At 68.7% G+C, this 20,741-nt stretch carries 17 protein-coding genes; 14 read left to right on the forward strand and 3 right to left on the reverse strand.

Annotated elements, in window-relative coordinates:
- Positions 1 to 19 precede the first annotated feature (19 nt).
- The 9 genes from ACWGI2_RS02590 to ACWGI2_RS02630 all read left to right on the forward strand — a co-directional run bounded on the left by ACWGI2_RS02590 (position 20) and on the right by ACWGI2_RS02630 (position 11,857).
- Entirely contained in the window at positions 20 to 5,335 is a 5,316-nt protein-coding gene (locus ACWGI2_RS02590; RefSeq protein ID WP_453693295.1) for an amino acid adenylation domain-containing protein, read from the forward strand.
- 108 nt (positions 5,336 to 5,443) lie between these two features.
- Entirely contained in the window at positions 5,444 to 6,244 is an 801-nt protein-coding gene (locus tag ACWGI2_RS02595; protein ID WP_453693297.1) for an AzlC family ABC transporter permease, read from the forward strand.
- Positions 6,241 to 6,561 (forward strand): AzlD domain-containing protein, encoded by a 321-nt coding sequence (locus tag ACWGI2_RS02600; RefSeq protein WP_453394305.1) that lies wholly within the window; start codon positions 6,241 to 6,243, stop codon positions 6,559 to 6,561. The genes ACWGI2_RS02595 and ACWGI2_RS02600 overlap by 4 nt, the downstream gene beginning before the upstream one ends.
- Positions 6,562 to 6,604: 43 nt before the next feature.
- Positions 6,605 to 7,486 (forward strand): carbon-nitrogen hydrolase family protein, encoded by an 882-nt coding sequence (locus ACWGI2_RS02605; protein WP_453394306.1) that lies wholly within the window; start codon positions 6,605 to 6,607, stop codon positions 7,484 to 7,486.
- 595 nt (positions 7,487 to 8,081) lie between these two features.
- The gene (locus ACWGI2_RS02610; RefSeq protein WP_453693299.1) at positions 8,082 to 8,615 is read left to right on the forward strand and encodes an IS110 family transposase; all 534 of its coding nucleotides are present in this window, start codon (positions 8,082 to 8,084) and stop codon (positions 8,613 to 8,615) included.
- The gene (locus tag ACWGI2_RS02615; protein WP_453693301.1) at positions 8,542 to 9,027 is read left to right on the forward strand and encodes a transposase; all 486 of its coding nucleotides are present in this window, start codon (positions 8,542 to 8,544) and stop codon (positions 9,025 to 9,027) included. The genes ACWGI2_RS02610 and ACWGI2_RS02615 overlap by 74 nt, the downstream gene beginning before the upstream one ends.
- A 32-nt stretch (positions 9,028 to 9,059) precedes the next feature.
- Positions 9,060 to 10,358: a bifunctional 3-oxoadipate enol-lactonase/4-carboxymuconolactone decarboxylase PcaDC gene (gene pcaDC, locus ACWGI2_RS02620; RefSeq protein WP_453693303.1), complete on the forward strand. Its 1,299-nt coding sequence runs from the start codon at positions 9,060 to 9,062 to the stop codon at positions 10,356 to 10,358.
- 40 nt (positions 10,359 to 10,398) lie between these two features.
- Positions 10,399 to 11,031, forward strand: coding sequence for an MBL fold metallo-hydrolase (locus tag ACWGI2_RS02625; protein WP_453694633.1), 633 nt, complete (start codon positions 10,399 to 10,401; stop codon positions 11,029 to 11,031).
- Between the two features lie 46 nt (positions 11,032 to 11,077).
- Positions 11,078 to 11,857 carry an exodeoxyribonuclease III gene (locus ACWGI2_RS02630; RefSeq protein ID WP_453693305.1) on the forward strand — a complete coding sequence of 260 codons (780 nt, stop codon included), beginning with the start codon at positions 11,078 to 11,080 and terminating at the stop codon, positions 11,855 to 11,857.
- Between the two features lie 94 nt (positions 11,858 to 11,951).
- On the opposite strand, the gene ACWGI2_RS02635 is transcribed toward ACWGI2_RS02630, so the two are convergent.
- Positions 11,952 to 13,733, reverse strand: a complete 1,782-nt coding sequence (locus ACWGI2_RS02635) for an SGNH/GDSL hydrolase family protein (RefSeq protein WP_453693307.1) — start codon at positions 13,731 to 13,733, stop codon at positions 11,952 to 11,954.
- Positions 13,734 to 13,961: 228 nt separating this feature from the next.
- On the opposite strand from ACWGI2_RS02635, the gene ACWGI2_RS02640 reads away from it, so the two are divergent.
- The 5 genes from ACWGI2_RS02640 to ACWGI2_RS02660 all read left to right on the forward strand — a co-directional run bounded on the left by ACWGI2_RS02640 (position 13,962) and on the right by ACWGI2_RS02660 (position 17,708).
- Positions 13,962 to 14,402 (forward strand): DUF6278 family protein, encoded by a 441-nt coding sequence (locus ACWGI2_RS02640; protein WP_453394310.1) that lies wholly within the window; start codon positions 13,962 to 13,964, stop codon positions 14,400 to 14,402.
- A gap of 121 nt (positions 14,403 to 14,523) precedes the next feature.
- A complete protein-coding gene (locus ACWGI2_RS02645; protein ID WP_453394311.1) occupies positions 14,524 to 15,267 on the forward strand; it encodes an amino acid ABC transporter ATP-binding protein in 744 nt (247 codons plus the stop codon).
- Positions 15,268 to 15,282: 15 nt separating this feature from the next.
- Positions 15,283 to 16,188 carry a glutamate ABC transporter substrate-binding protein gene (locus tag ACWGI2_RS02650; protein ID WP_453694634.1) on the forward strand — a complete coding sequence of 302 codons (906 nt, stop codon included), beginning with the start codon at positions 15,283 to 15,285 and terminating at the stop codon, positions 16,186 to 16,188.
- Between the two features lie 9 nt (positions 16,189 to 16,197).
- Positions 16,198 to 16,842, forward strand: a complete 645-nt coding sequence (locus tag ACWGI2_RS02655) for an amino acid ABC transporter permease (RefSeq protein WP_453394312.1) — start codon at positions 16,198 to 16,200, stop codon at positions 16,840 to 16,842.
- Positions 16,839 to 17,708, forward strand: a complete 870-nt coding sequence (locus tag ACWGI2_RS02660; protein WP_453394313.1) for an amino acid ABC transporter permease — start codon at positions 16,839 to 16,841, stop codon at positions 17,706 to 17,708. Before ACWGI2_RS02655 ends, ACWGI2_RS02660 begins: the two co-directional genes overlap by 4 nt.
- 38 nt (positions 17,709 to 17,746) lie before the next feature.
- Here the strand turns inward: ACWGI2_RS02660 and ACWGI2_RS02665 are convergent, their stop codons facing one another.
- Positions 17,747 to 19,360 carry a CocE/NonD family hydrolase gene (locus ACWGI2_RS02665; RefSeq protein ID WP_453693309.1) on the reverse strand — a complete coding sequence of 538 codons (1,614 nt, stop codon included), beginning with the start codon at positions 19,358 to 19,360 and terminating at the stop codon, positions 17,747 to 17,749.
- Positions 19,361 to 19,472: 112 nt separating this feature from the next.
- Positions 19,473 to 20,720 carry an Ig-like domain-containing protein gene (locus tag ACWGI2_RS02670; RefSeq protein ID WP_453693311.1) on the reverse strand — a complete coding sequence of 416 codons (1,248 nt, stop codon included), beginning with the start codon at positions 20,718 to 20,720 and terminating at the stop codon, positions 19,473 to 19,475.
- Positions 20,721 to 20,741: the final 21 nt, after the last annotated feature.

Consider the following 20,741-nt stretch of genomic DNA (forward strand, 5'->3'; position numbering starts at 1 on the left):
CTGATTTCCGGAAGGCACCATGCAATCCATTGAGACCCGAGGCCAGCTCAAGGTCGCGGCCGCACAGCGTCCGCGCGAGGGCGCCTTCTGGCGAGCCGAACTCGCCGTCCTCCCCGAGCGCTCCGGCTTCCCCTCGGACCTGAACGCCGCCCCACAGGGCGGTGCCCACGCCACGGTCACGCTCGATCTGGACGACGCCCTGGCCGAGCGCCTCGATCAGCTGACGCGGGGCCAGGACGCCGCGCTGCACTCCGTGCTGATCGCCACCGTCGGTGCGCTCCTCCAGCGCTACACCGGTGGAGAGGAAGCCGTGCTTGCCGCCCCGTCGGTTCCGGTGGCGGGCGCTCCCGAGCCGCTCGCGGACACACTGGTGCTGCGCCTGCCCATCGCGCGGGACACCGCTCTGCGGGGTCTCCTCGGTGAGGTCAAGACCCGCTTGCTCGCCGCGCTGACGCACCAGGACTTCCCGGTCGAGCTGCTCGCCGAGGAGATGGGGATCACGGCGCCGGAAGGCGAGCACCCCTTCGCCGATGTCCTGGTCGACTCCGTACGGGGCGGTGCGGGGGCAGCGGACCGGAGCGCCTTCGGGTTCGTCTTCGCGTTCGTCCGGAAGCCGGGTGGTCTCGCCCTCGAACTCCGTCACCGGACGGACCGGCAGACGAGCGATTCCGCGCAGCGGCTCCTCGCGCACTGCGCCGTCCTGCTCGGGCAGGCCGCCCACGCCCCCGACGCGGCCCTGGCCGCCCTCGACCTGCACTCGGACGCCGATCGCACACTGATCGCCGAGTCCAACAGCACCGAGGCACCCTTCGAAGACACCGTGCGCCTGGACGAGTTGTTCAGCCGCCAGGTCGCCGCCCGTCCGGACGACGTGGCCGTCGTGGGCGACGACTTCCGCCTGACCTACGCCGAACTGGACGTCCGGGCGAACCGGCTCGCGCACACGCTGCGCGCCCGTGGCGTCGGCCGCGACGACCTGGTCGCAGTGCTGGCCGACCGGTCACCGGAGATGCTCGTCGCCATCTACGCGGTCCTGAAGGCGGGCGGCGCCTATCTGCCGGTCGACCCCTCCAACCCCCGCGAGCGCATCGCGTACATCCTTGAGGACAGTGCCGCCCGGCTCGTCCTGACCCAGCCCCGGCACACCGGACTCGTGGGCGCGGATGCGGCTGTCGTGGATCTGACCGACGAGGCCAGCTACGCACCGCAGGAGAGCACTCCGCCGGTCGGCGGCACGTCCCGTGACCTCGCCTACGTCATCTACACGTCGGGATCGACCGGCAATCCCAAGGGCGTGCAGATCGAGCACCGCTCGGCGGTGAACCGGATCGCCTGGATGCAGAAGGCGTACCCGATCACCTCCGGCGACGTGATCCTGCAGAAGACCCCGACGTCGTTCGACGTCTCGGTGTGGGAGCTCTTCTGGTGGATGTTCGAGGGTGCTTCGGTGTGCTTGCCCGCGCCCGGCGCCGAACGTGACCCGGAGGCCCTGGTCGCCGCGGTGGAGCGGCACGGCGTCACCACCCTGCACTTCGTTCCCTCCATGCTCGGCGCGTTCCTGGACTTCGTGTCCGGAGCGGGGGAACAGGCCCGACTGGCCACGCTGCGACGGGTCTTCGCCAGTGGCGAGGCGCTGACCCCCCACCACGCACGGCGCTTCGCCGAGGTCGCCGCCGACGCCCGGCTGGTGAACCTGTACGGGCCCACCGAAGCGGCGGTCGACGTCACGCACTACGCCTGCGACGGCACGGAGACCCGGGTGCCGATCGGCCGGCCGATCGACAACACCCGCATTCTGATGCTCGACGCTGACCTGCGCCCTCAGCCGGTGGGTGTTCCGGGAGAGCTGTGCATCGCCGGTGTCCAGCTGGCCCGCGGATATCTGCACCGCCCCGAACTGACCGCCGAACGATTCGTCGCCGCCCCGGCGGCCGGCGAGGACCGTGTCTATCGCACCGGCGACCTCGCCCGCTGGCTTCCGGACGGCTCGATCGAGTATCTGGGCCGCATCGACCATCAGGTCAAGGTGCGCGGATACCGCATCGAGCTGGGTGAGATCGAGGAGCGGCTGCGTCAGCACCCCTCGGTGAAGGACGCCGTGGTCGTGGCCCGCAAGGGAGACGACGGACAGATCTCCTTGTGCGGCTATGCCTTGTCCCCCGAGCCGGTCGCGGAGGCCGTACTCAAGGATCATCTGGGCCTGACGCTGCCGCAGTACATGGTCCCGGCCCGCCTGGTCACGCTGGACTCCTTCCCGCTCACCCCGAACGGCAAGCTGGACCGCCGGGCACTGCCCGAGCCCGAGCAGCCCGCTCGCGATGTCGTCGAGTACGTCGCCGCGCGTACACCGCAGGAAGCCGACCTGGCCCGCATCTGGGGAGAGGTGCTCGGCGCCGACCAGGTCGGGGTGCATGAGAACTTCTTCGCCCTCGGCGGCAACTCGATTCACTTCGTCACCGTGCTGGCAAAGGCCCGCGCGGCCGGCCTCGACTTCACCTTCCAGCAGTTCTTCCAGAACCCGACCGTTGCGGAACTGGCCGCGAGCCTGGCAGAGGAGTCCGCCACGCACGGTGCCGCGACGCGCACCCTGGAACCGTTCGAGCTGCTGTCCGCAGCGGACCGCGCGAAGATCCCGGCCGGGATCGAGGACGCGTATCCGATGACCCAGCTGCAGGCCGGTCTGGTGTTCCAGAGCGAGCTGTCCCACGGCACCGCCGAGTACCACGACATCATCAGCTACATGATCCAGAGCTCGTTCGACGCTGAATGCTTCGAGCGGGCCGCCCGGATCGTGGTGGACCGGAACCCCATCTTCCGGACCAGTTACCACCTCACCGGCTACGACGAGTACTTGCAGTTCGTGCACGAGGACGCGCCGCTCCCGCTCGCCATCGCCGACCTCCGCGGCAAGACCGAGGAGGAGCAGGACGACTGGTACCGCACGTGGGCCGAGGAAGAGAAGGCGAACCAGTTCGTCTGGGCCGAGCCCGGCCTCGTACGGCTGCACGTGCACATCCTGAGCGACGACCTGTTCCGCTACTCGCTCAGTCAGCACAACTCCGCCCTCGACGGCTGGAGCATCACTCTGGTCCACACCACGCTCTTCGACACGTACTACCGGCTCCGGGAGGGCAGGCCGCTCCCGGACGCCCTCGTCGACAACCACGGACGCAACTACGTCGCGCTCGAACGGGAGTCGCTGGAGAACGAAGAGCACCGCGCCTACTGGGCCGAACTGCTCGAAGGCAGCACCTTCACCGAGCTGCCCCGGACCAAGGACTCCGAGGACCCGGACGTCTTCCCGGTGCTCTTCCACGAGGTGGAGTTCCCGCGCGGCCTCTCGGACCGCATCGTGAAACTGGCCAATGAGCTGTCCGTCCCGGTCAAGAACGTCGCCATGGCCGCGCACACCAAGGTCCTCGCGCTGATCGCGGGTGACCGGGACGTCATGACCGGCTATGAGCACAGCGGCCGTCCCGAAGCGGAGGACGCCACACGCGCGATCGGCCTGTTCCTGAACACCGTGCCGTTCCGGGCGCGGATGGACGAGGGCTCGTGGGCGGATCTCGTCCGCCAGGTCTACCGGTCCGAGGTCGATCTGCTTCCGGCTCGGCGCTATCCGATGGCCCAGATGAAGCACGACCTGGGGACGCAGGAAGCCCTCTTCGAGACGGCCTTCAACTTCACGCACTTCTATCTGCTCAAGCAGCTGGAGGCGATCGACGGCTTCTCGATCCTCGACGTGCGGGCCAACTCCGAGACGGAGTTCGTGCTCCGTGCCGAGTACTCGCGACACTTCATCACCGATGAGGTACGGCTGTGCCTGCACTACCACGCGCACCTCTTCGAGCCGTGGCAGATGGCGCGGATGGGCGCGTACTACATCGCCGCGTTCGAGCAGATGACGGCGGATCCCACAGCCGCTCACCATCTCGCCGTGCTCCTTCCCGAGGAGGAGCTGACGGCGCTCGACACGGCAGAGCGTGAGCAGCGCCTGCCCGTCGAACTGGAGCAGTTCGTGCCGGACCCGACCCGGTCCTTCCACGCACGGATCCTCGACGAACACGGACTGCGGGCTCCCTTCGCCACACGCGGCGAGATCGTTCTCGTGGCCGAGGACGCGGGTGCTCACCCGGTGACGACCGGGTCGTACGGACGCCGTACGACCGAAGGCGTCGAGGTCCTCGGCAGCCTTGAGCAGCGCAGCCGCCTCACGTTCGGCCGTTCCGGTACGCCGGAGGCCACCGAGTTCGCCGAGGCCACCGAGTCCGCCGCGGAGCCGGCAAACCGCCGTCCCGTCACCGGAGTTCAGGTGCGCATCGCCGAAGCGTGGTCGAAGGTGCTCGACGTACCGCTCCACGAGATCACGCTCGACCAGAACTTCTTCATGCTGGGCGGCAGCTCGCTGTCGGCGATGCGCGTGATCATGGAGCTGGACGGGCTGGTCTCGCTGACCGACCTGATGCGCAACTCCACCCTGGAACCGCTGTGTGACCTGGCCCAGACCCGCGTGGACGAGAGCAGCGGCGCCCAGGCGGAGGAGCGGAACCTGCTCCAGTCCCTTTCGGCGAATCCGTCCGGAGCCGAGTGCGCCCTGGTCTGCTTCTCGTACGCGGGTGGCAACGCGATCAACTTCGAGCCGCTGGCCACGGCACTGGACAAGGCCGACAGCGGCGTCGCCGTGTTCGGCGTGGAGCTGCCCGGTCACGACGGAGGGCGGCCGGATGAACCCTTCCTGTCCGTGGAGGACGCGGCGAAGCGGGTGGTGGAGGAGATCGGGCACACCCTCGCCGGGCGGCCGGTCATGCTCTGGGGTCACTGCGTGGGCTCGGCCCTCGCGTTGGAGACCGCACGCCTCCTGGAGGAGGGCGGGACCCGCCCGGCGCACGTCTTCACGGGCGGCAAGCTGCTGCACCCCGCCGAGGTGACCCGCAAGGGCCTGGACCAGGTGGCCGCGATGACGGACGAGGACATCGTCCGCTGGCTCGTCGACGAAACCGGCTTCGCCGGACTCGACGTACTGCGCCCCGCTCAAGTGGCCTTCATCGCCGGTGTGTTCCGGCACGACTCCAGCTCCGCCAACGGCTATCTGCTCAGGGCGGTCGAGCACGGCCCGAGCGTGAAGATCAGCGCCCCGCTCACGGCCGTCTACACCACGGACGACCCGCTGACCCCGGGGCACGGCGAGCGCTACGAGCAGTGGTCGCTGTTCGCCGAGGCACCACGGCTCGCCGAGGTCGGCGCGGGCGGTCACTACTTCTGCCGTACGGCTCCGGACACGGTCGCCGATCTGGTGCTCGACCGGTGGCGGGAAGCGGCCGGCGACGCGCGCTGATTCTTGAGGGCGGCCGGGTCCACACGCATGCCATGTGGCCCCGGCCGCCCTCCGACCAGGCTGGTCACGCCCGTACATTGAAGATCGACGGAACGAAGTGCACTGAAGATGAGTACCGCAGACACACCGGAGGCCATGGGGCTTCTCACCCCGCGCCAGCAGTTGCTCGCCGGGGCGAAGAGCATGGCCCCATTCCTTGCTTCGGCCATACCCATGGGCATCGCCGGCGGCGTGCTCGGCCTGTCCAGCGGGCTGTCCGCATGGTCGACTCTGGGTCTCGCGATGGCCGTGAACTCAGGCACCGCCCAGTTCGTCGGCTTCGCTCTGATAGCCGACGGCGCGGGCTGGCTCACGATCATCCTGACGACCCTCATCCTCGGGCTCCGGATGTTGATCTACTCGACCATCCTGATACCGCACGTCAAGGACGTGCCGCAGCGGTGGAGGGTGCTTCTCGGCTTCGGGCTGATCGATGCGGTCTTCTTCGTGGCCATCGAACGGCTGAAGAAGGGTGAACTCACCCGCGGCAAACACCTGTACTTCCTCGGCGCCTCGGGCGTCATGTACGTCACGTGGATGCTGTCGACGGTCGTCGGCATGATCCTCGGCTCCGCCGTGCCCGACGTGGAGAAGCTCGGACTCGACTTCCCGATGACGGCGATGTTCGTCGCGATGCTCGCGACCGGGCTTGCGAACTGGCGTGTGGCCGCCGTCATTTGCACGGCGGGACTGACCGTGATGCTGGCGCACGGTCTGCCCTACAACCTGGGCGTCGTCCTGGCCACCGTGGTCGGCGCTGGCGTGGGTACCGCGTGCGAATACGCGACGAAGGGGCCCAAGGACGACGAGGTGCCCGACACGGCCGCCGAGGAGTCGGAGAACACGGAAGGCATGGAGAGTTCGCGATGAACATGGCGCTGTTGATTCTGGGCATGGGGCTGTGCAGCTTCCTGCCGCGGTACCTGCCGCTTGCCGCTTTCGCCGACCGCGAGATGCCTCCGGTGGTGAAGACCCTGCTCAACTACACACCGCCCGCGGTCCTGGCCGCCCTGGTGTTCCCCGCCATCCTCGCCCCGTCGGGCGAGGGCATCGAGCTGACGGCGACGAACCCGTATCTGATCGGCGGCATCGCCACTTTCGTCGCGGGGCTCATCTCCAAGAAGTTCCTGCTCGTCACGGCAATCGGCATCGCCGTGTTCTTCTTGAGCCAGTGGCTCATCGGCTGAACCGATCCACGACATCCACCTCGAGTCCACGAAGGGCCAGATCATGAACACCGAGTTGCCCCCGGACCGAGCGCCCCTGCGGGTGGCTGTCGCGCAGACACAGGCCCGCCCCGGAGACGTTGCCCATAACGCCTCCGAGGCGGTGTCCGTGGTGAGGGCCGCAGGGGATGCGGGGGTACGTGTTCTGCTCTTCCCCGAGCTGTCCCTCACCGGCTACGAGCCCGCGTGGCTCCGCGCCTCCCTGCCCGCCCAGGCGGTTGATCCGCAGGGGGCGGAGCTGGAAGTGATCCGGGATGCCTGCCGCGCTTCGGGCGTTACGGCAATCGTGGGCGCACCCAGAGCTCTTGGGCACAAGTCGGCCATCTCGGCTCTCGTCATCGATGAGCAGGGACGCACAGCGGCGGTCTGCGACAAGCAGCACCTCGAAGCCCACGAAAGGGAAGTCTTCGAGCCGGGAACGGCGGGGTGCTGCACCATAGTGGTGGATGGCTGGTGCCTGGCCCTCGGTATCTGCTACGACGCGAGCTTCCCGGAGCATGCTCGTGCGGCCGCGCTCGCGGGGGCGGACGCCTATCTCTGTGGTGGCGCGTTCGTCCAGGGTGACTCCGACCACCGCCGCTCGGTCTACTTCCCGGCACGAGCCCTGGAGAACACCTTCTACGTCTTGTTCGCCAACTTCTCGGGGCAGCAGGGTCCCTGGGAATTCTGTGGGGGAAGCGCGATCTACGGCCCCAACGGCCGTCTCCTCGCGGAGGCGGGCAGCCAGGGGTCCACGCTTGCCATTGCAGATCTCGACGATGCAGATCTGGATGCCGTACGTAAGCAGCTGACGATGTTGCAAGACGTCGCCGAGGCGTCTGGAAAGGATCTCAGCGGGTCGAGTAAACGTGACCAGGGTCCTCGTTCGACGGCATGCGTGATGTGACGCGGGCATGGAGCGAATCCACACCGTGGGTGACATGGAGCCGGACGACGAGATGTCTTGAGCAGTGGCCGGAGATGCCCGCGACGGTGATCGCCGAGAGGATCGGATGGGACCGGGGCCTGACCGTTCTGGAAGAGTGGATCCGTGAACTGCGGCCGGCCTGGCTGTCAGGGTCGGTCATGAGTGGATGTGGAGTCACCTCATCGTCCACTCGTGCAGGGCAGGTCTAGTGCCGGTTCGGAGGAAGATTTCCGGAAGTGGTCGGGTCATGCGGTTGTGCTGGGGGCAGTGGGACGGCTGCGTAGCACCGTTCCGGACGGGGGTCTGACTCATGACATCTTTGACCGAAGTGTCTTGTCACAGGCGTGTCGGCTGCCGTTGCGGGATGGTGCCTGCTGTCACCGAGCCACAGGGTGTGTCCCAATAGGGGCCTTGCCGTCCAGTCGGCGCCATCACGGTTCAGACCACCCGGCCAGCCCGGTGCCAGCCACCCAGCAATCACGACGCGGGAGGCGGACCATCATGACGACCAGACAGCGCGGGACTTTGTCCACCAGTGCGGATCCCGCCCGCTCGGGGCGAGGCCGACTTGGGGGTGGATACGCACGGCGAGGTCCACGTCGCCGCGCTGGTCGGCCCGTTGGGCCAGGTCCTGGGCACCAAGTCCTTTCCGGCCACGGCGGTCGGATACTGTCGGCTCCTCGCCTGGGCCCGCAAGCGGGGGACGGTGCGCCGGGCTGGTGTGGAGGGCACCGGTACTTTCGGAGCGGGCCTGTCGCGCTATCTGCTGGCGCAGCAGGTCGTGGTGTTCGAGGTGAACCGGCCCGGCCGTACGGCCCGCCGTCTGCTGGGGAAGTCGGATCCGCTCGACGCGCAGGCCGCAGATTGCCAAGGACTCCGCGGTCAGGGCCCGCACCCGGACGATCAACCAGCTCAAGGCCGTCCTGGTCGTAGCCGACCCGGACCTGCGGGAACGACTGTCCAGCCTGGGCAACCGGGAGCTGTTCCGCACCTGCGCCCGCCTGAGCCTGGATCAGGGGGATGCCGGGGACGGCGTGGCCCAGGCCACCCGGATCAGCTTGAGCATGCTGGCCCAGCGCATCGAACACCTCACCGGGCAGATCGATGACCTCAATCAGCGCCTGACCCGGCTCGTCGAAGGTCACGCCCCGCAGCTGCTCGCACCGGTGGGTGTCGGCCCGGACAGCGCCGTCACGCTCCTGATGACCATGGGGGACAATCCCGAGCGCGTGCAAACCGAGGCATCGTTTGCAGCCCTGTGCGGAGTCAGCCCCGTCGAGTACTCCTCGGGCCGCCGGAGCTCGCGCCGGCTCAACCACGGCGGCGACCGGAAGGCGAACGCCGCCCTGCACCGCATCGTGTTCACTAGGCTGCGCCACGACCCGCGCACGCAGGCGTACTACGAACGCCGCACCCGGGAGGGCAAGACCCGGCGTGAAATCATCAGGTGCCTCAAGGGGTATGCCGCCCGCGAGGTATTCAACCTGGTCAAAACGGTATCCAGCGACCCCCTGTTATAGGGGCGTCCGTGACAGATGAGAGGCTCAGGCGAGTGAGTGAGACACCGAAGAGCACCCTGCAATACCGCTTTGACGGGCCGGAAGACGCCCCGGTCCTCATCCTGGGCCCCTCCCTCGGTACCACATGGCACATGTGGGACCGGCAGGTGCCCGAGCTGGTCAAGCAGTGGCGCGTGTTCCGGTTCGACATGCCCGGACACGGGGGCGCCCCCGCGCACCCCTGTGGCTCGGTCGGCGAGCTCTCTCAGCGGCTTCTCGCCACGCTCGACGAAGTCGGCGTGCAGCGCTTCGGCTACGCGGGCTGCGCGTTCGGCGGCGCGATCGGTGCCGAGCTCGCCCTGCGGCACCCGCAGCGCGTCGCCTCCCTGGCGCTGATCTCCGCGTCGCCGCGCTTCGGCAGCGCCGACGAGTTCCGTCAGCGCGGGGTGATAGTGCGGAGCAATGGCCTCGACCCCATCGCCCGTACCTCCCCCGAGCGCTGGTTCACGCCCGGCTTCGCCGCCGCGCAGCCCGCGATCACCGACTGGGCCGTACAGATGGTGCGTACGACCGACCCGGGCTGCTACATCGCCGCCTGCGAGGCACTCGCCGCCTTCGACGTGCGTGCCGAGCTGGGGCGAATAGGGGTGCCCACGCTCGTTCTGGTCGGGTCCGAGGACCAGGTCACCGGGCAGGGCGAGGCCCGCACCCTCGTCGCCGGCATCCCGGACTCCCGCCTCGCCGTGGTGCCGGGGGCCTCCCACCTCGCTCCCGTCGAGCAGCCCGCCGCCGTCACCGACCTTCTCGTACGTCACTTCTCCACCGCTTGGCCGCTCGCGCACGACGCCACCGGGTCGCACGCGGCGATCAGCGCCCCGCCGGTCAAGCCGATCCTCGCCCCGTCGTCGCCCGTCTTCCCCGTGGCCGAGATCGGGCCCATGGAGCAGCCCGAGGCCGTGGGCGGCGGACGCCCCGACCCGTACGAAGCGGGGATCAAGGTCCGCCGCGAGGTGCTCGGCGACGCGCACGTCGACCGCACGCTCGCCGAGGCCGACGACTTCTCCACGGACTACCAGGAGCTCATCACGCGCTACGCGTGGGGCGAGGTCTGGAACCGGCCCGGCCTCGACCGGCGCTCCCGCAGCTGCGTCACCCTCACCGCGCTCGTCGCGGGCGGCCACCTCGACGAGCTGGCCTTCCACACCCGCGCGGCCCTGCGCAACGGCCTCACCCCGCAGGAGATCAAGGAAGTGCTGCTCCAGGCGGCCGTCTACTGCGGCGTGCCCGCGGCGAACTCCGCCTTCAAGGTCGCCCAGGCCGTGATCCGTGAGGAAACCACCCCCGAGGCGTAACGCGTAGCAGGATGGGGACATGACGACTGCCGCGAAGCGCATCAAGCTCACGAAGAAGACGCACGCCTGTGTCCGCCTGGAGCGGGACGGCCGGAGTCTCGTCATCGACCCGGGTGGCTTCAGCGAGGAGGACGCGGCGCTCGGCGCCGACGCGATCCTCGTCACGCACGAGCACCCCGACCACTTCAACGAGGACCGGCTGCGCGCGGGCCTCGACGCCAATCCCGCCGCGGAGATCTGGACCCTGCGCTCCGTCGCGGAGAAGATCTCGGCGGCCTTCCCGGGGCGGGTGCACACCGTCGGGCACGGCGACACCTTCGAGGCCGCCGGGTTCGCCGTGCAGGTGCACGGCGAGCTGCACGCCGTGATCCATCCGGACATCCCGCGGATCACCAATGTCGGATATCTGGTGGACGGCTCGGTCTTCCACCCGGGAGACGCGCTGACCGTGCCCGAGCAGCCGGTGGACACGCTGATGCTGCCGGTGATGGCGCCCTGGAACAAGATCTCCGAGGTCATCGACTACGTACGCGAGGTCAAGCCCCAGCGTGCCTACGACATCCACGACGCGCTGCTCACGGACCTGGCCCGGCCGATCTACGACGCGCAGATCGGATCGCTCGGCGGCGCCGAGCACCTGCGGCTCACGCCGGGGGAGTCCGCGGAGCTGTGACCGGGCGGGCCGGGGACTGTCAGTGGCGCCCGGTAGGTTGTGAAGCATGCGCATTGCCACCTGGAACGTGAACTCGATCACCGCTCGGCTGCCCAGGCTGCTCGCCTGGCTGGAGAGCAGCGGTACGGATGTGCTGTGCATCCAGGAGACCAAGACCACCGCGGAGCAGTTCCCCGCCGCCGAGCTGCGCGAGCTCGGCTACGAGTCGGTGGTGAACGCGACCGGCAGGTGGAACGGCGTCGCGCTGGTCTCCCGCGTGGGCCTGGACGACGTGACGACCGGGCTGCCCGGCGGTCCTGACTACGACGGGATCCAGGAGCCGCGCGCCATCTCCGCCACCTGCGGCCCCGCCCGGGTCTGGTCGGTGTATGTGCCGAACGGCCGCGAGGTGGACCACGCGCACTACGCGTACAAGTTGCAGTGGTTCGAGGCGCTGAAGGCCGCGGTCGCCGCCGATGCGGCGGGCGACCGTCCGTTCGCGGTCCTCGGGGACTTCAACGTCGCCCCGACCGACGCGGACGTCTGGGACCCCGCCCTGTTCGAGGGCGCCACGCACGTGACCCCCGCCGAGCGTGCGGCGCTCGCCGCGCTGCGGGAGGCGGGCCTCTCGGACGTCGTGCCGCGGCCCTTGAAGTACGACCACCCGTTCACGTACTGGGACTACCGCCAGCTCGGCTTCCCCAAGAACAAGGGGATGCGCATCGACCTGGTGTACGGGAACAAGGCGTTCACGAAGGCCGTGACGGACTCGTACGTGGACCGTGAGGAGCGCAAGGGCAAGGGCGCCTCCGATCACGCACCGGTCGTGGTGGACCTCGACGTGTGACGTGATGCGGTGAGCAGCGAGCGGTGAGCGGTGCAGCCGGGAGAGTTCCCTCCCGGCTGCACCGGCGGAACCGGCCGCACCCGCCGCCCGTCCCCTACGGCTCAAGCACCCGCAGATCCACCGACTCCGCGATCGCGGCGAGCCCCGCGTCCCCGGGATGCAGATGGTCTCCGCTGTCATACGCGGCCAGCATCCGCGCCGGATTCACCGGGTCCCGCAGCACCGCGTCGAAGTCGAGGACGGCGTCGAAGTCGTCGCCGCCCCGCAGATAGGCGTTTACCTTCATCCGCTCCGCGTCCGCCGCCGCCGTGCACAGCGACTCGCCCTGGCAGGGCGCGATCGTCGCGGCCACCACGCGCAGACCCCGCGCATGCGCGCGCTCGGCGATCTCCCGCATCCCGGCGACGACTTGATCCGCCGACGCGCCCCACCGCACGTCATTGACACCCTCGAAGACGACGACCGTACGGGCCGACGTCTGGGCGAACACGTCACGGTCCAGGCGGTGCAGCGCGCTCACGCCACCCGTGTCGGTGGAGACACCGTCGCCGGGGTAGCGGTCCGTGATCACGCGATTCGCCGAGATCCCCTGGTTCAGTACTCCAAAGCGCGGCACCTCATCCTGCTGGAGCAGCCGCGTCGCAAGGACATTGGGCCAGCGGTGGTTCGCGTCCTGCGTCGACTTCACGCCGTCCGTGATGGAGTCACCGAGCAGCACCACGGAGCCGGGTCCACCGCCCACGTCGACCCCCGTGAGCAGCGGCCACGTAGAGATCATCGACGTGTACGCCGCCGGGGAGCCGTCGGCCGCGTGGTCGCCGGGGCCGCTCACGTACGAGCGCTGGATGGCCTGGCTGTGGACGGGCGCGGTCGTCACCGTTTCCGGGAGGTGAAAGCTCACCAGGAGGTTGGTGTCCTCGGGCATGTCGAAGTCGAGGGGATCGCTGAACGCCTGTGCCCCCGCGGGGATTTGGGTGCCCGCCTCGCCCCGGAACGAGAGCCGCTCCGGCTCGCCCCGCGCCCCGGCACCGGCCTCCTGCACCGCCACCGTCGCGCTCCCGATCCGTACCGGCGCCGAGGCGAAGGTGTTGTCGAGCCGGATCCGCACCCGAGGCCCGCCCGTGCTGGTGTGGACGACGAGCCGCACGGTCCGGTCGGCCCACGGACCCACCGCCGTGTACCCGGCCGTCGACGTCGACCAGCTGCCGGTCCACCCCTTGGCCGGCTGCCGCACGGAGAGCGAGAAGACGTGCAGATCCGGCGCGCCCGGGTCCTTCGGCAGGGTCACCGAAGCGACCTCGCGCCCGCGCGCCAGCGGCACGGTCACGACGTACAGCCGTGCCTTCTCGGCGAGTTGGCCGCCCGGAGTGTTCACGTGCGGCAGCGCGACCGCCTTCGTGGCGAGCGGGCCCGAGCGCCAGTCCGGTGCCGTCAGGCGGTACGTCCCCTTCGAACCGTCCCGGTAGCGCACCGTGCCCGTGCCGCTCGCCTCGCCGCCCGTGCCCGCGACCAGGAACGCCAGGGCGTCCCCGCGCCCACGCACCCGTACGGACTGCCCGTCGGCGCGGACGTTGTCCGCCTCGCCCGCGGCCGTGCGGGGCAGGGTGAGCCGCGCCCCGTCCACCGCGAGCGAGCGGCCGGGGGTCCAGCCCGCCGCGTCGAGGTCCCGCGCCGACAGCGAGCCGCCCGAGCCGTCGAAGTCCGCGTCGCCGGGACGGGCGTCGTCACTGACCCCCCTGTTGTCGAAGAGCCGCTCCAAGGGGAGCGGCTCGGGTCTGTGCGGGGCGGCTTGCGCCGTCGCCACGGGGACGACGCCGGTGAGTACCGCGAGTACGGCTGCCGCACCCCATGAACGCCGGCCTGGACGTTGGAGCATGAAGACCCCCATGGCTGTAGCTGACGCGACGACAGGTGCGCCATGAAGCTAAGGAGGTCAGGGAGAAGCGTCAATGAGGTGCGCGTGAACACGACCCGAACTCGCCGGGATGCCACGTACCGGCAGTTCGCCGACGCGTCGGAGGCACTCGCATGATTCCGTGATCAACTGACGCAAGTTACATTCATTGGACCGGCGAGCAGAGGCACCCTCACGGAGAGGCCGATCATGAACATCTCCTTCTTCGGCAGGTGGCGCAGGCAGCAGTCCGCCGAACGGGGCCCAGGACTCGCCTCGGCGTTCGACGAGGATCCGGCCGGTGTGGCCGAACTGCTCTCCGAATGCGAGCTGCTGCGCTCCCAGGCGGCCACCGCAGGGCTCGAACTCGACGACTCCCCGGCCTCGTTGACCGCGCTCGACCAGCTCCTGCCGCGCTGGCGCGACGACCCCGAACTGCTGCCGTGGCTCGGCAACGACGCGGGTCTGTACCTCGGTTCGGTCATCGTCCGCAGGGTGCCCGGCGCCACCTGGCACGTCTGGCCCGGCGGCAGCCCCGTCGTGCGGCTCTCCTCGGGGCGTGAGATCCAGGTGGTGGAGGCGGGGCTCGACTGGGCGGTGACGGGTGCTCCCGAGCTGTCCCAGGTCTACGCGGAGGCGTCGGAGTCGTAGTCGCGGGATGACGTAAGTGCAAATACGGTTAATGCCCATAAGTGCGTGTCGTCCAGTAAGTCCCGTTTTCGCGTAGATAGTTTGCGCGGACCGACACCGCCGAGAGTGGGCAGGGCAGGGCATGGCCGTCGATCCGCTGATCGAGCTGCGTGATGTGAACAAGTACTACGGGGAGCTGCATGTCCTCCAGGACATCAACCTCACCGTCGGCAAGGGGGAGGTGGTCGTGGTCATCGGCCCGTCAGGGTCGGGGAAATCAACACTCTGCAGGACGATCAACCGTCTGGAGACGATCCAGTCGGGAGACATCGCCCTGGACGGACAGCCACTTCCGGAAGAGGGCAAGGCGCTGGCCTCGCTCCGTGCCGACGTAGGCATGGTGTTCCAGTCCTTCAACCTCTTCGCACACAAGACCGTGCTGCAGAACGTCTCCCTCGCGCCGGTCAAGGTGCGGGGCAGGAAGAAGGACGACGCCACGCGGCGCTCCCGCGAGCTCCTGGAACGGGTGGGCCTCTCGACGCAGGCCGACAAGTACCCGGCACAGCTGTCGGGCGGCCAGCAGCAGCGCGTGGCCATCGCACGCGCGCTCGCCATGGAGCCCAAGGTGATGCTCTTCGACGAGCCGACATCGGCCCTCGACCCCGAGATGATCAATGAAGTGCTCGAGGTCATGCAGGGACTCGCCCGCGACGGCATGACCATGGTCGTCGTCACCCACGAGATGGGCTTCGCCCGTTCGGCCGCCAACCGCGTCGTCTTCATGGACGCCGGCCGCATCGTCGAGGACCGGGCCCCCGAGGACTTCTTCAGCAACCCGGAGAGCGACCGCGCCAAGGACTTCCTCTCCAAGATCCTCAAGCACTGACGGGGGCCAGGCATGATGCGTACGACACGTCTGCTCGCGGCGCTCGTCCTCGCCGCCTGCGCCGCGACCGCCTGCGGCAAGGAGGGCAGCCCCCCGGTGAAGGGGCCGCAGCCCGACGAACTGCCCAAGTACCAGGTGGCCACGGGGTTCACGCTGCCGGACTCCGGCACCTGGAAGAAGGCCAAGAGGCGCGGCCACCTCGTCGTCGGGGCCAAGGAGGACCAGCCCTTCCTCGGCGAGAAGAACCCCGCCACCGGGGCGTACACGGGATTCGACATCGAGATCGCCAAGATGGTCTCGGCCTCGCTCGGCTTCGACCCGAAGTCGATCCGCTTCAGGACCATCGCGTCGGCGAACCGCGAGACCGCCCTGCAGAACGGGCAGATCGACTACTACGTCGGCACCTACACCATCAACGACCTCCGCAAGAAGCTCGTCGGCTTCGCCGGCCCCTACTACATGGCAGGACAGGGGCTCCTCGTGCGCACCGACGAGGACGACATCAACGGACCGCGGGACCTGGCCGGCAAGCGGGTCTGCTCGGCCGCCGGGTCGACCCCCTACCAGCGCATCCAGAAGGACTACCCGAAGGCGACGCTCGTCGCGTACGACACCTACTCGGTCTGCGTCGACAACCTGCTGACCTATCAGGTCGACGCCGTCACCACCGACGACGCCATCCTGATCGGCTACGCGGCCAAGGTGCCCGACGAGCTCAAGGTGGTCGGCAAGCCGTTCTCCGAGGAGCCCTACGGCATCGGCGTCCCCAAGGGCGACAACGCCCTGCGGTTCGCCGTCGACGACGCCCTCGTCGCCCGGGAGAAGAACGGCGACTGGAAGAAGGCCTACGACGCCACCCTCGGCCTCTCCGGGGTCCCGGCGCCGAAGCCGCCCGCCATCGACCGCTACCCGGCGAGCTGAGGAGGCGTCGTGGACGTACTGACAGACAACTTCTCCACCTTCGGCGAAGGGTTCATCGGCACCGTCGAACTCACCGTCTACGCCTCCCTCCTGGCCCTCGTGCTCGGCTTCATCATGGCGTCCTTCCGGGTGGCACCGGTCGGCTCCTTCCGGGTGTTCGGCACGGCATGGGTGACGGTCCTGCGCAACACCCCGCTCACGCTGCTCTTCTTCGCGGTGCTGCTCGGACTCCCGCGCTTCGGACTCGTCCTGCCCTTCAAGGTGTTCGCCGTCCTCGCACTCGGCTGCTACACCTCCGCCTTCATCTGTGAGGCACTGCGCTCGGGCATCAACACCGTCCCCAAGGGCCAGGGCGAGGCCGCCCGCAGCCTGGGGATGACCTTCGGGCAGACACTGTCCATGGTCGTGCTCCCGCAGGCCTTCCGGTCCGTCATCTCGCCGGTCGGCTCCAACCTCATCGCACTGGCCAAGAACTCGGCGATCGCGGGCGCGTTCAGCGTCACCGAGCTGCTCGGCACGTACAAGACGCTCAGTGAGCTCGGCTACAACATCATCTGGACGTTCGTCTGGATCGCCGTCGGCTACCTGATCATCACCCTCGCCATCAGCGCCATCTTCAATGTCCTCGAAAAGCGCTGGGGAGTCGCCCGATGAAAGCCCTCTCCCACGATTCCACCGCCCTCTACGACGTACCGGGCCCGAAGACCGAGCGCAGACACAAGCTCTACGGGCTGCTGTCCACCGTGGTCCTGCTCGCCCTGCTCGGCTGGATCCTCTACCTGCTCTTCGACACCGACCAGTTCACCGAGACGAAGTGGATGCCCTTCGAGTACAAGGGCATCCAGGAACTCCTCCTGAGGGGCCTGGGCAACACCCTCAAGGCCTTCGCGATCTCCGCGGTGCTCGCGCTCGCGCTCGGCGGACTGCTCGCCATGGGGCGGCTCTCCGAGCACCGGCCGGTGCGCTGGCTCGCCACGCTCTTCGTGGAGTTCTTCCGCGCGATGCCGGTCCTGGTGATGATCTTCTTCGTCTTCGTGGCGCTGAAGGTCCAGCCGCTGCCGGCCCTGGTCACCGGGCTCACGCTCTACAACGGCTCGGTGCTCGCCGAGGTCTTCCGATCGGGCGTCAACTCCGTGGAGCGCGGGCAGCGGGAGTCGGCGTACGCGCTCGGCATGCGCAAGACACAGGTCATGAGCTACGTCCTGGTGCCGCAGGCCCTGCGCGCCATGCTGCCCGCCATCATCAGCCAGTTGGTGGTGGCGCTGAAGGACACCTCGCTCGGCTTCTTGATCACCTATGAGGAGTTCCTCCACGCCGGGAAGCTGATCGCGTCGAACCTCGACTACGATCTACCTTTCATCCCCGTGGTTCTGGTGATCTCGCCGATCTACATCGGGATGTGCATGCTGCTCTCGTGGTTCGCCCAGTGGGTGTCCAAGCGACAGCGGCGCAATCCCAAGACCGAGGCCGCGGAAGTGGCACCGGCCGAACCAGGGACGCTGCTGCCGGGTGTGCAGTAGCTACAGGGGCCAGGGCCCGACCCGGCAGCAGCCGGTGATCACTGTTCGCGCAGCGGGACCGACACGTACGACGGGTCGGACGCGGGCGAGGAGAAGGTCAGCTGTGCGCCGGACGGGTTGTGCTCGATGTAGAGCGGGTCGACCGTGTCGACCACCAGGGCGAGCTTGTGTCCTGCCGGGACGTCGTAGGCCGTGGAGAACAACTCCAGGTCCACGCCGAACGGTTGGCCGGGGGTCTTGCCGTGGAAGGTGTACGGCGCGTTGCTGACCAGCTTGCCGAGGCCGAGCGGGCCCACGTCGTAGAGGTACGCGACGAGGGTGCCGCTCTCCTTGGTGCTGGTGAGCGTGGTGTGCAGCTTCGCCGTCCCGCGCACCCGCTGGGGGCTTTCGTACTTCTCGGACTGCCAGACGCCCGCGTAGCGCCGTGGGAGCAGCGGCATCGAGGCCATCGGCGGGATCTTGAGGAACTGGTCGAGGGTGTTCGAGAGCAGTACGGTGCCGCCGTTGGCGCCCGAGTCGACGTTCGTGCGGAGCGTGGTGGAGCCCGCCAGGTCGATCTTCTTCTTCGTGGCGCCGACGGACTTCCAGTCGGGATAGCCCTCGTAGCCGCCCGTGGAGCGTGACTTGAGCTGGACGGGCTGCTCGCCGTCGACGCCGTTCTTCTCGCCCTTGAGGTAGCGGTCGAACCAGCGCTGGGTCGAGGTCCAGGTGTCGTTGGGCAGCCCGAACAGGCCGGTCAGCTCTGCGGTCGCGTGGTCGCCCGGACGGAATTCGAGGCGCTTGGGGCCCGTCAACCGCTCGTAGAACTCGGCGTATTGGTTGGGCGGGAAGATCGTGTCGCCCCAGGCGTTGCCCAGCATGACGGCCGCGCCGTTCTTGTTGATCTGATCGATGTACGTCGCGGGGGAGCGCTTCTTGCCCCACGCGATCATCTCGTCCTCCTTGTCCAGGTTGGACGCGAGGAAGTCCTTGAGGGTCTGCTGGAGTTCGGGGCTCGGGCGGCCCGTGAGGATTCCGGCGCCGCCGAGCAGCCCGGCGGCCTGGCGGTGCTGGGTGCGGCCGCTGTAGATCGAGTCGATGAGGTTGCCCCAGCCGCTGAGGGCGGCCACGGCCTTGATCCGCTTGTCGTGCCCGGCGGCGAGCAGACTGATGCCCGCGCCGTACGAGACTCCGCCCATGCCGATCTTCTCGGGGTCGGCCGGGGTGTTCTCCAGGGTCCAGTCGATGACCTTGGAGGCGTCCGCGATGTCCTCGGGGCCGCCGGTCTCGATCTCGCCGCCGGACTGCCAGAAGCCGCGCGAGTTGTAACTGACCACGACATAGCCGGAGTCGGCGAGTTTCTGGGCCTGCGCGACGTACTCGATCTGCGGCATGGCCCAGCTGGTGGGCAGCACGATCGCCGGGTACTTCGTGCCATCAGCACCCGCCTTCGCGCCCTTGGGGGTGAAGACGTTGGCCTTGAGGATCGTGCCGCCGTCGCCGGGGATGTCGACGAAGCTCACGCCGGCGGCGCTCGCCGTCTGTGGAGCGGCCGCCGGGTTTCCATCGGCCGCCTGGGCGGCCGGGGCGAGGCCGAAGGCGGCGCCGGCGACGAGAGTCGCCGACACGGCGCCCACGGTGGTCGTACGCAGAGCCTTGCGCGGTTGTCCCACGGGTCACTCCTCACTCGTTCAAGCAAAGTGACCCGACGGTAACCTCGGGGCTTTACCGGGGGTAACCCGTCGGTAAGTTACGCCCCGGTAACGATTGTTGAGCGCTTGACCGTCAGCTCAGCGCGCTCTTCGTCTGCCAGTCCGCCCAGGAGATGTTCCACTCGCCGTAGCCGTTGCCCGGGTCGGGCACGCCCTTCGAGCCGCTGCCGGAGACCTCGAAGGGGTCGCCGACCTGGACCTGGCCGTAGAGCCAGGAGGCGTCGCCGTCGCTCATGCCGATGCAGCCCGAGCTGTGATTGGTGTTGCCGAAGTACGAGGCGTTCCAGGGGGCCGCGTGCGCGTACATGCCCGACCAGGTCAGACGCATCGAGTTGTCGACCATCTTGTCGTAGGCGTCGCCGAGGCCGACCGTCTCGGAGCGCATGTTGATCGTGCCCTCCTTGGCCATCAGGACGGACGTGCCGCCCCAGGACGCCTTGTCGCCGCCGGGGGTGCCCGCCGACATCGGGACGGTCTTGACGCTCTGCCCGTCGCGGACGAGCGTCGCCTGCTTGCTGTCGAGGTCGACCTTGACCTTCTGACTCTTGCCGACCGTGAAGCCGGTCGCGTAGTCGCGGACGAACCAGCCGCCGTCGGTGCCCGAGTCGATCCCGCCGAGGCGGGCGTCGAGCTTCACCTTCGTGCCGGACTCCCAGTACTCCTTGGGGCGCCAGTCGACGCGGTCCTTGCCGTCGTAGTTCTTGATCCAGCCCCAGGACCCGGTGGTGCCGTTCGAGGTCGTCACCTTCAGGTGCTTCTCGACCTCCGCCTTGTTCTTCACCGGGTGGTCGAAGACGACCGACAGGGGCTGCGCGACGCCGACCGTCGTGCCCTTGCCGGGCGCCAGGGACAGCTTGTTCACCTGCTCCGGGGCGGCCGTCTTGAAGGAGGTCCGCGCGCTGCCGCCCTCGTCCGTCGTCGCCTCGACCTTGTACGAGGTGCCGGGCACCGCCTTGCGGTCCGAGGTCCAGGTGGTGCCGTTCGCGGCGACCTTGCCGGTGAGCTTCGCGCCCTCGGAGTCGGTGACCTCGACCTGCTTCAGCTTGCCGTCGGCCAGCTTCACCTTGACCGGGGAGCCCGCCTTGGCTTGCTTGCCCTGCAAGTTGACCGATATGTCCGGCTTGTTCGCGGCCGTGTCGGCGGACGCGGGCGTGCTGCCCGAACAGGCGGTCAGCGTGGCGGCCAGCGCCGCGAGACCCGCGGCCGTGACCGCGGCCCCGGTGTGGCGGGTGCGTATGGGGCGTCGACGACTCGGCGAGCTCAGGGGCCTCAAGGGAACGTACCTCCGTGCGAATGTGGAACTGCACGGTGAGAGGGTCATAGGTCCCGGTGGGTTGCCTCT

Source organism: Streptomyces sp. NPDC054866, from assembly GCF_053610745.1.

Coding starts and splice junctions, on each gene's coding strand:
- ACWGI2_RS02590 (WP_453693295.1), top strand. CDS start 20: ATGCAATCCATTGAGACCCGAGGCCAGCTCAAGGTCGCGGCCGCACAG.
- ACWGI2_RS02595 (WP_453693297.1), top strand. CDS start 5,444: ATGAGTACCGCAGACACACCGGAGGCCATGGGGCTTCTCACCCCGCGC.
- ACWGI2_RS02600 (WP_453394305.1), top strand. CDS start 6,241: ATGAACATGGCGCTGTTGATTCTGGGCATGGGGCTGTGCAGCTTCCTG.
- ACWGI2_RS02605 (WP_453394306.1), top strand. CDS start 6,605: ATGAACACCGAGTTGCCCCCGGACCGAGCGCCCCTGCGGGTGGCTGTC.
- ACWGI2_RS02630 (WP_453693305.1), top strand. CDS start 11,078: ATGCGCATTGCCACCTGGAACGTGAACTCGATCACCGCTCGGCTGCCC.
- ACWGI2_RS02635 (WP_453693307.1), bottom strand. CDS start 13,733: ATGCTCCAACGTCCAGGCCGGCGTTCATGGGGTGCGGCAGCCGTACTC.
- ACWGI2_RS02640 (WP_453394310.1), top strand. CDS start 13,962: ATGAACATCTCCTTCTTCGGCAGGTGGCGCAGGCAGCAGTCCGCCGAA.
- ACWGI2_RS02645 (WP_453394311.1), top strand. CDS start 14,524: ATGGCCGTCGATCCGCTGATCGAGCTGCGTGATGTGAACAAGTACTAC.
- ACWGI2_RS02650 (WP_453694634.1), top strand. CDS start 15,283: ATGCGTACGACACGTCTGCTCGCGGCGCTCGTCCTCGCCGCCTGCGCC.
- ACWGI2_RS02660 (WP_453394313.1), top strand. CDS start 16,839: ATGAAAGCCCTCTCCCACGATTCCACCGCCCTCTACGACGTACCGGGC.
- ACWGI2_RS02670 (WP_453693311.1), bottom strand. CDS start 20,720: ATGACCCTCTCACCGTGCAGTTCCACATTCGCACGGAGGTACGTTCCC.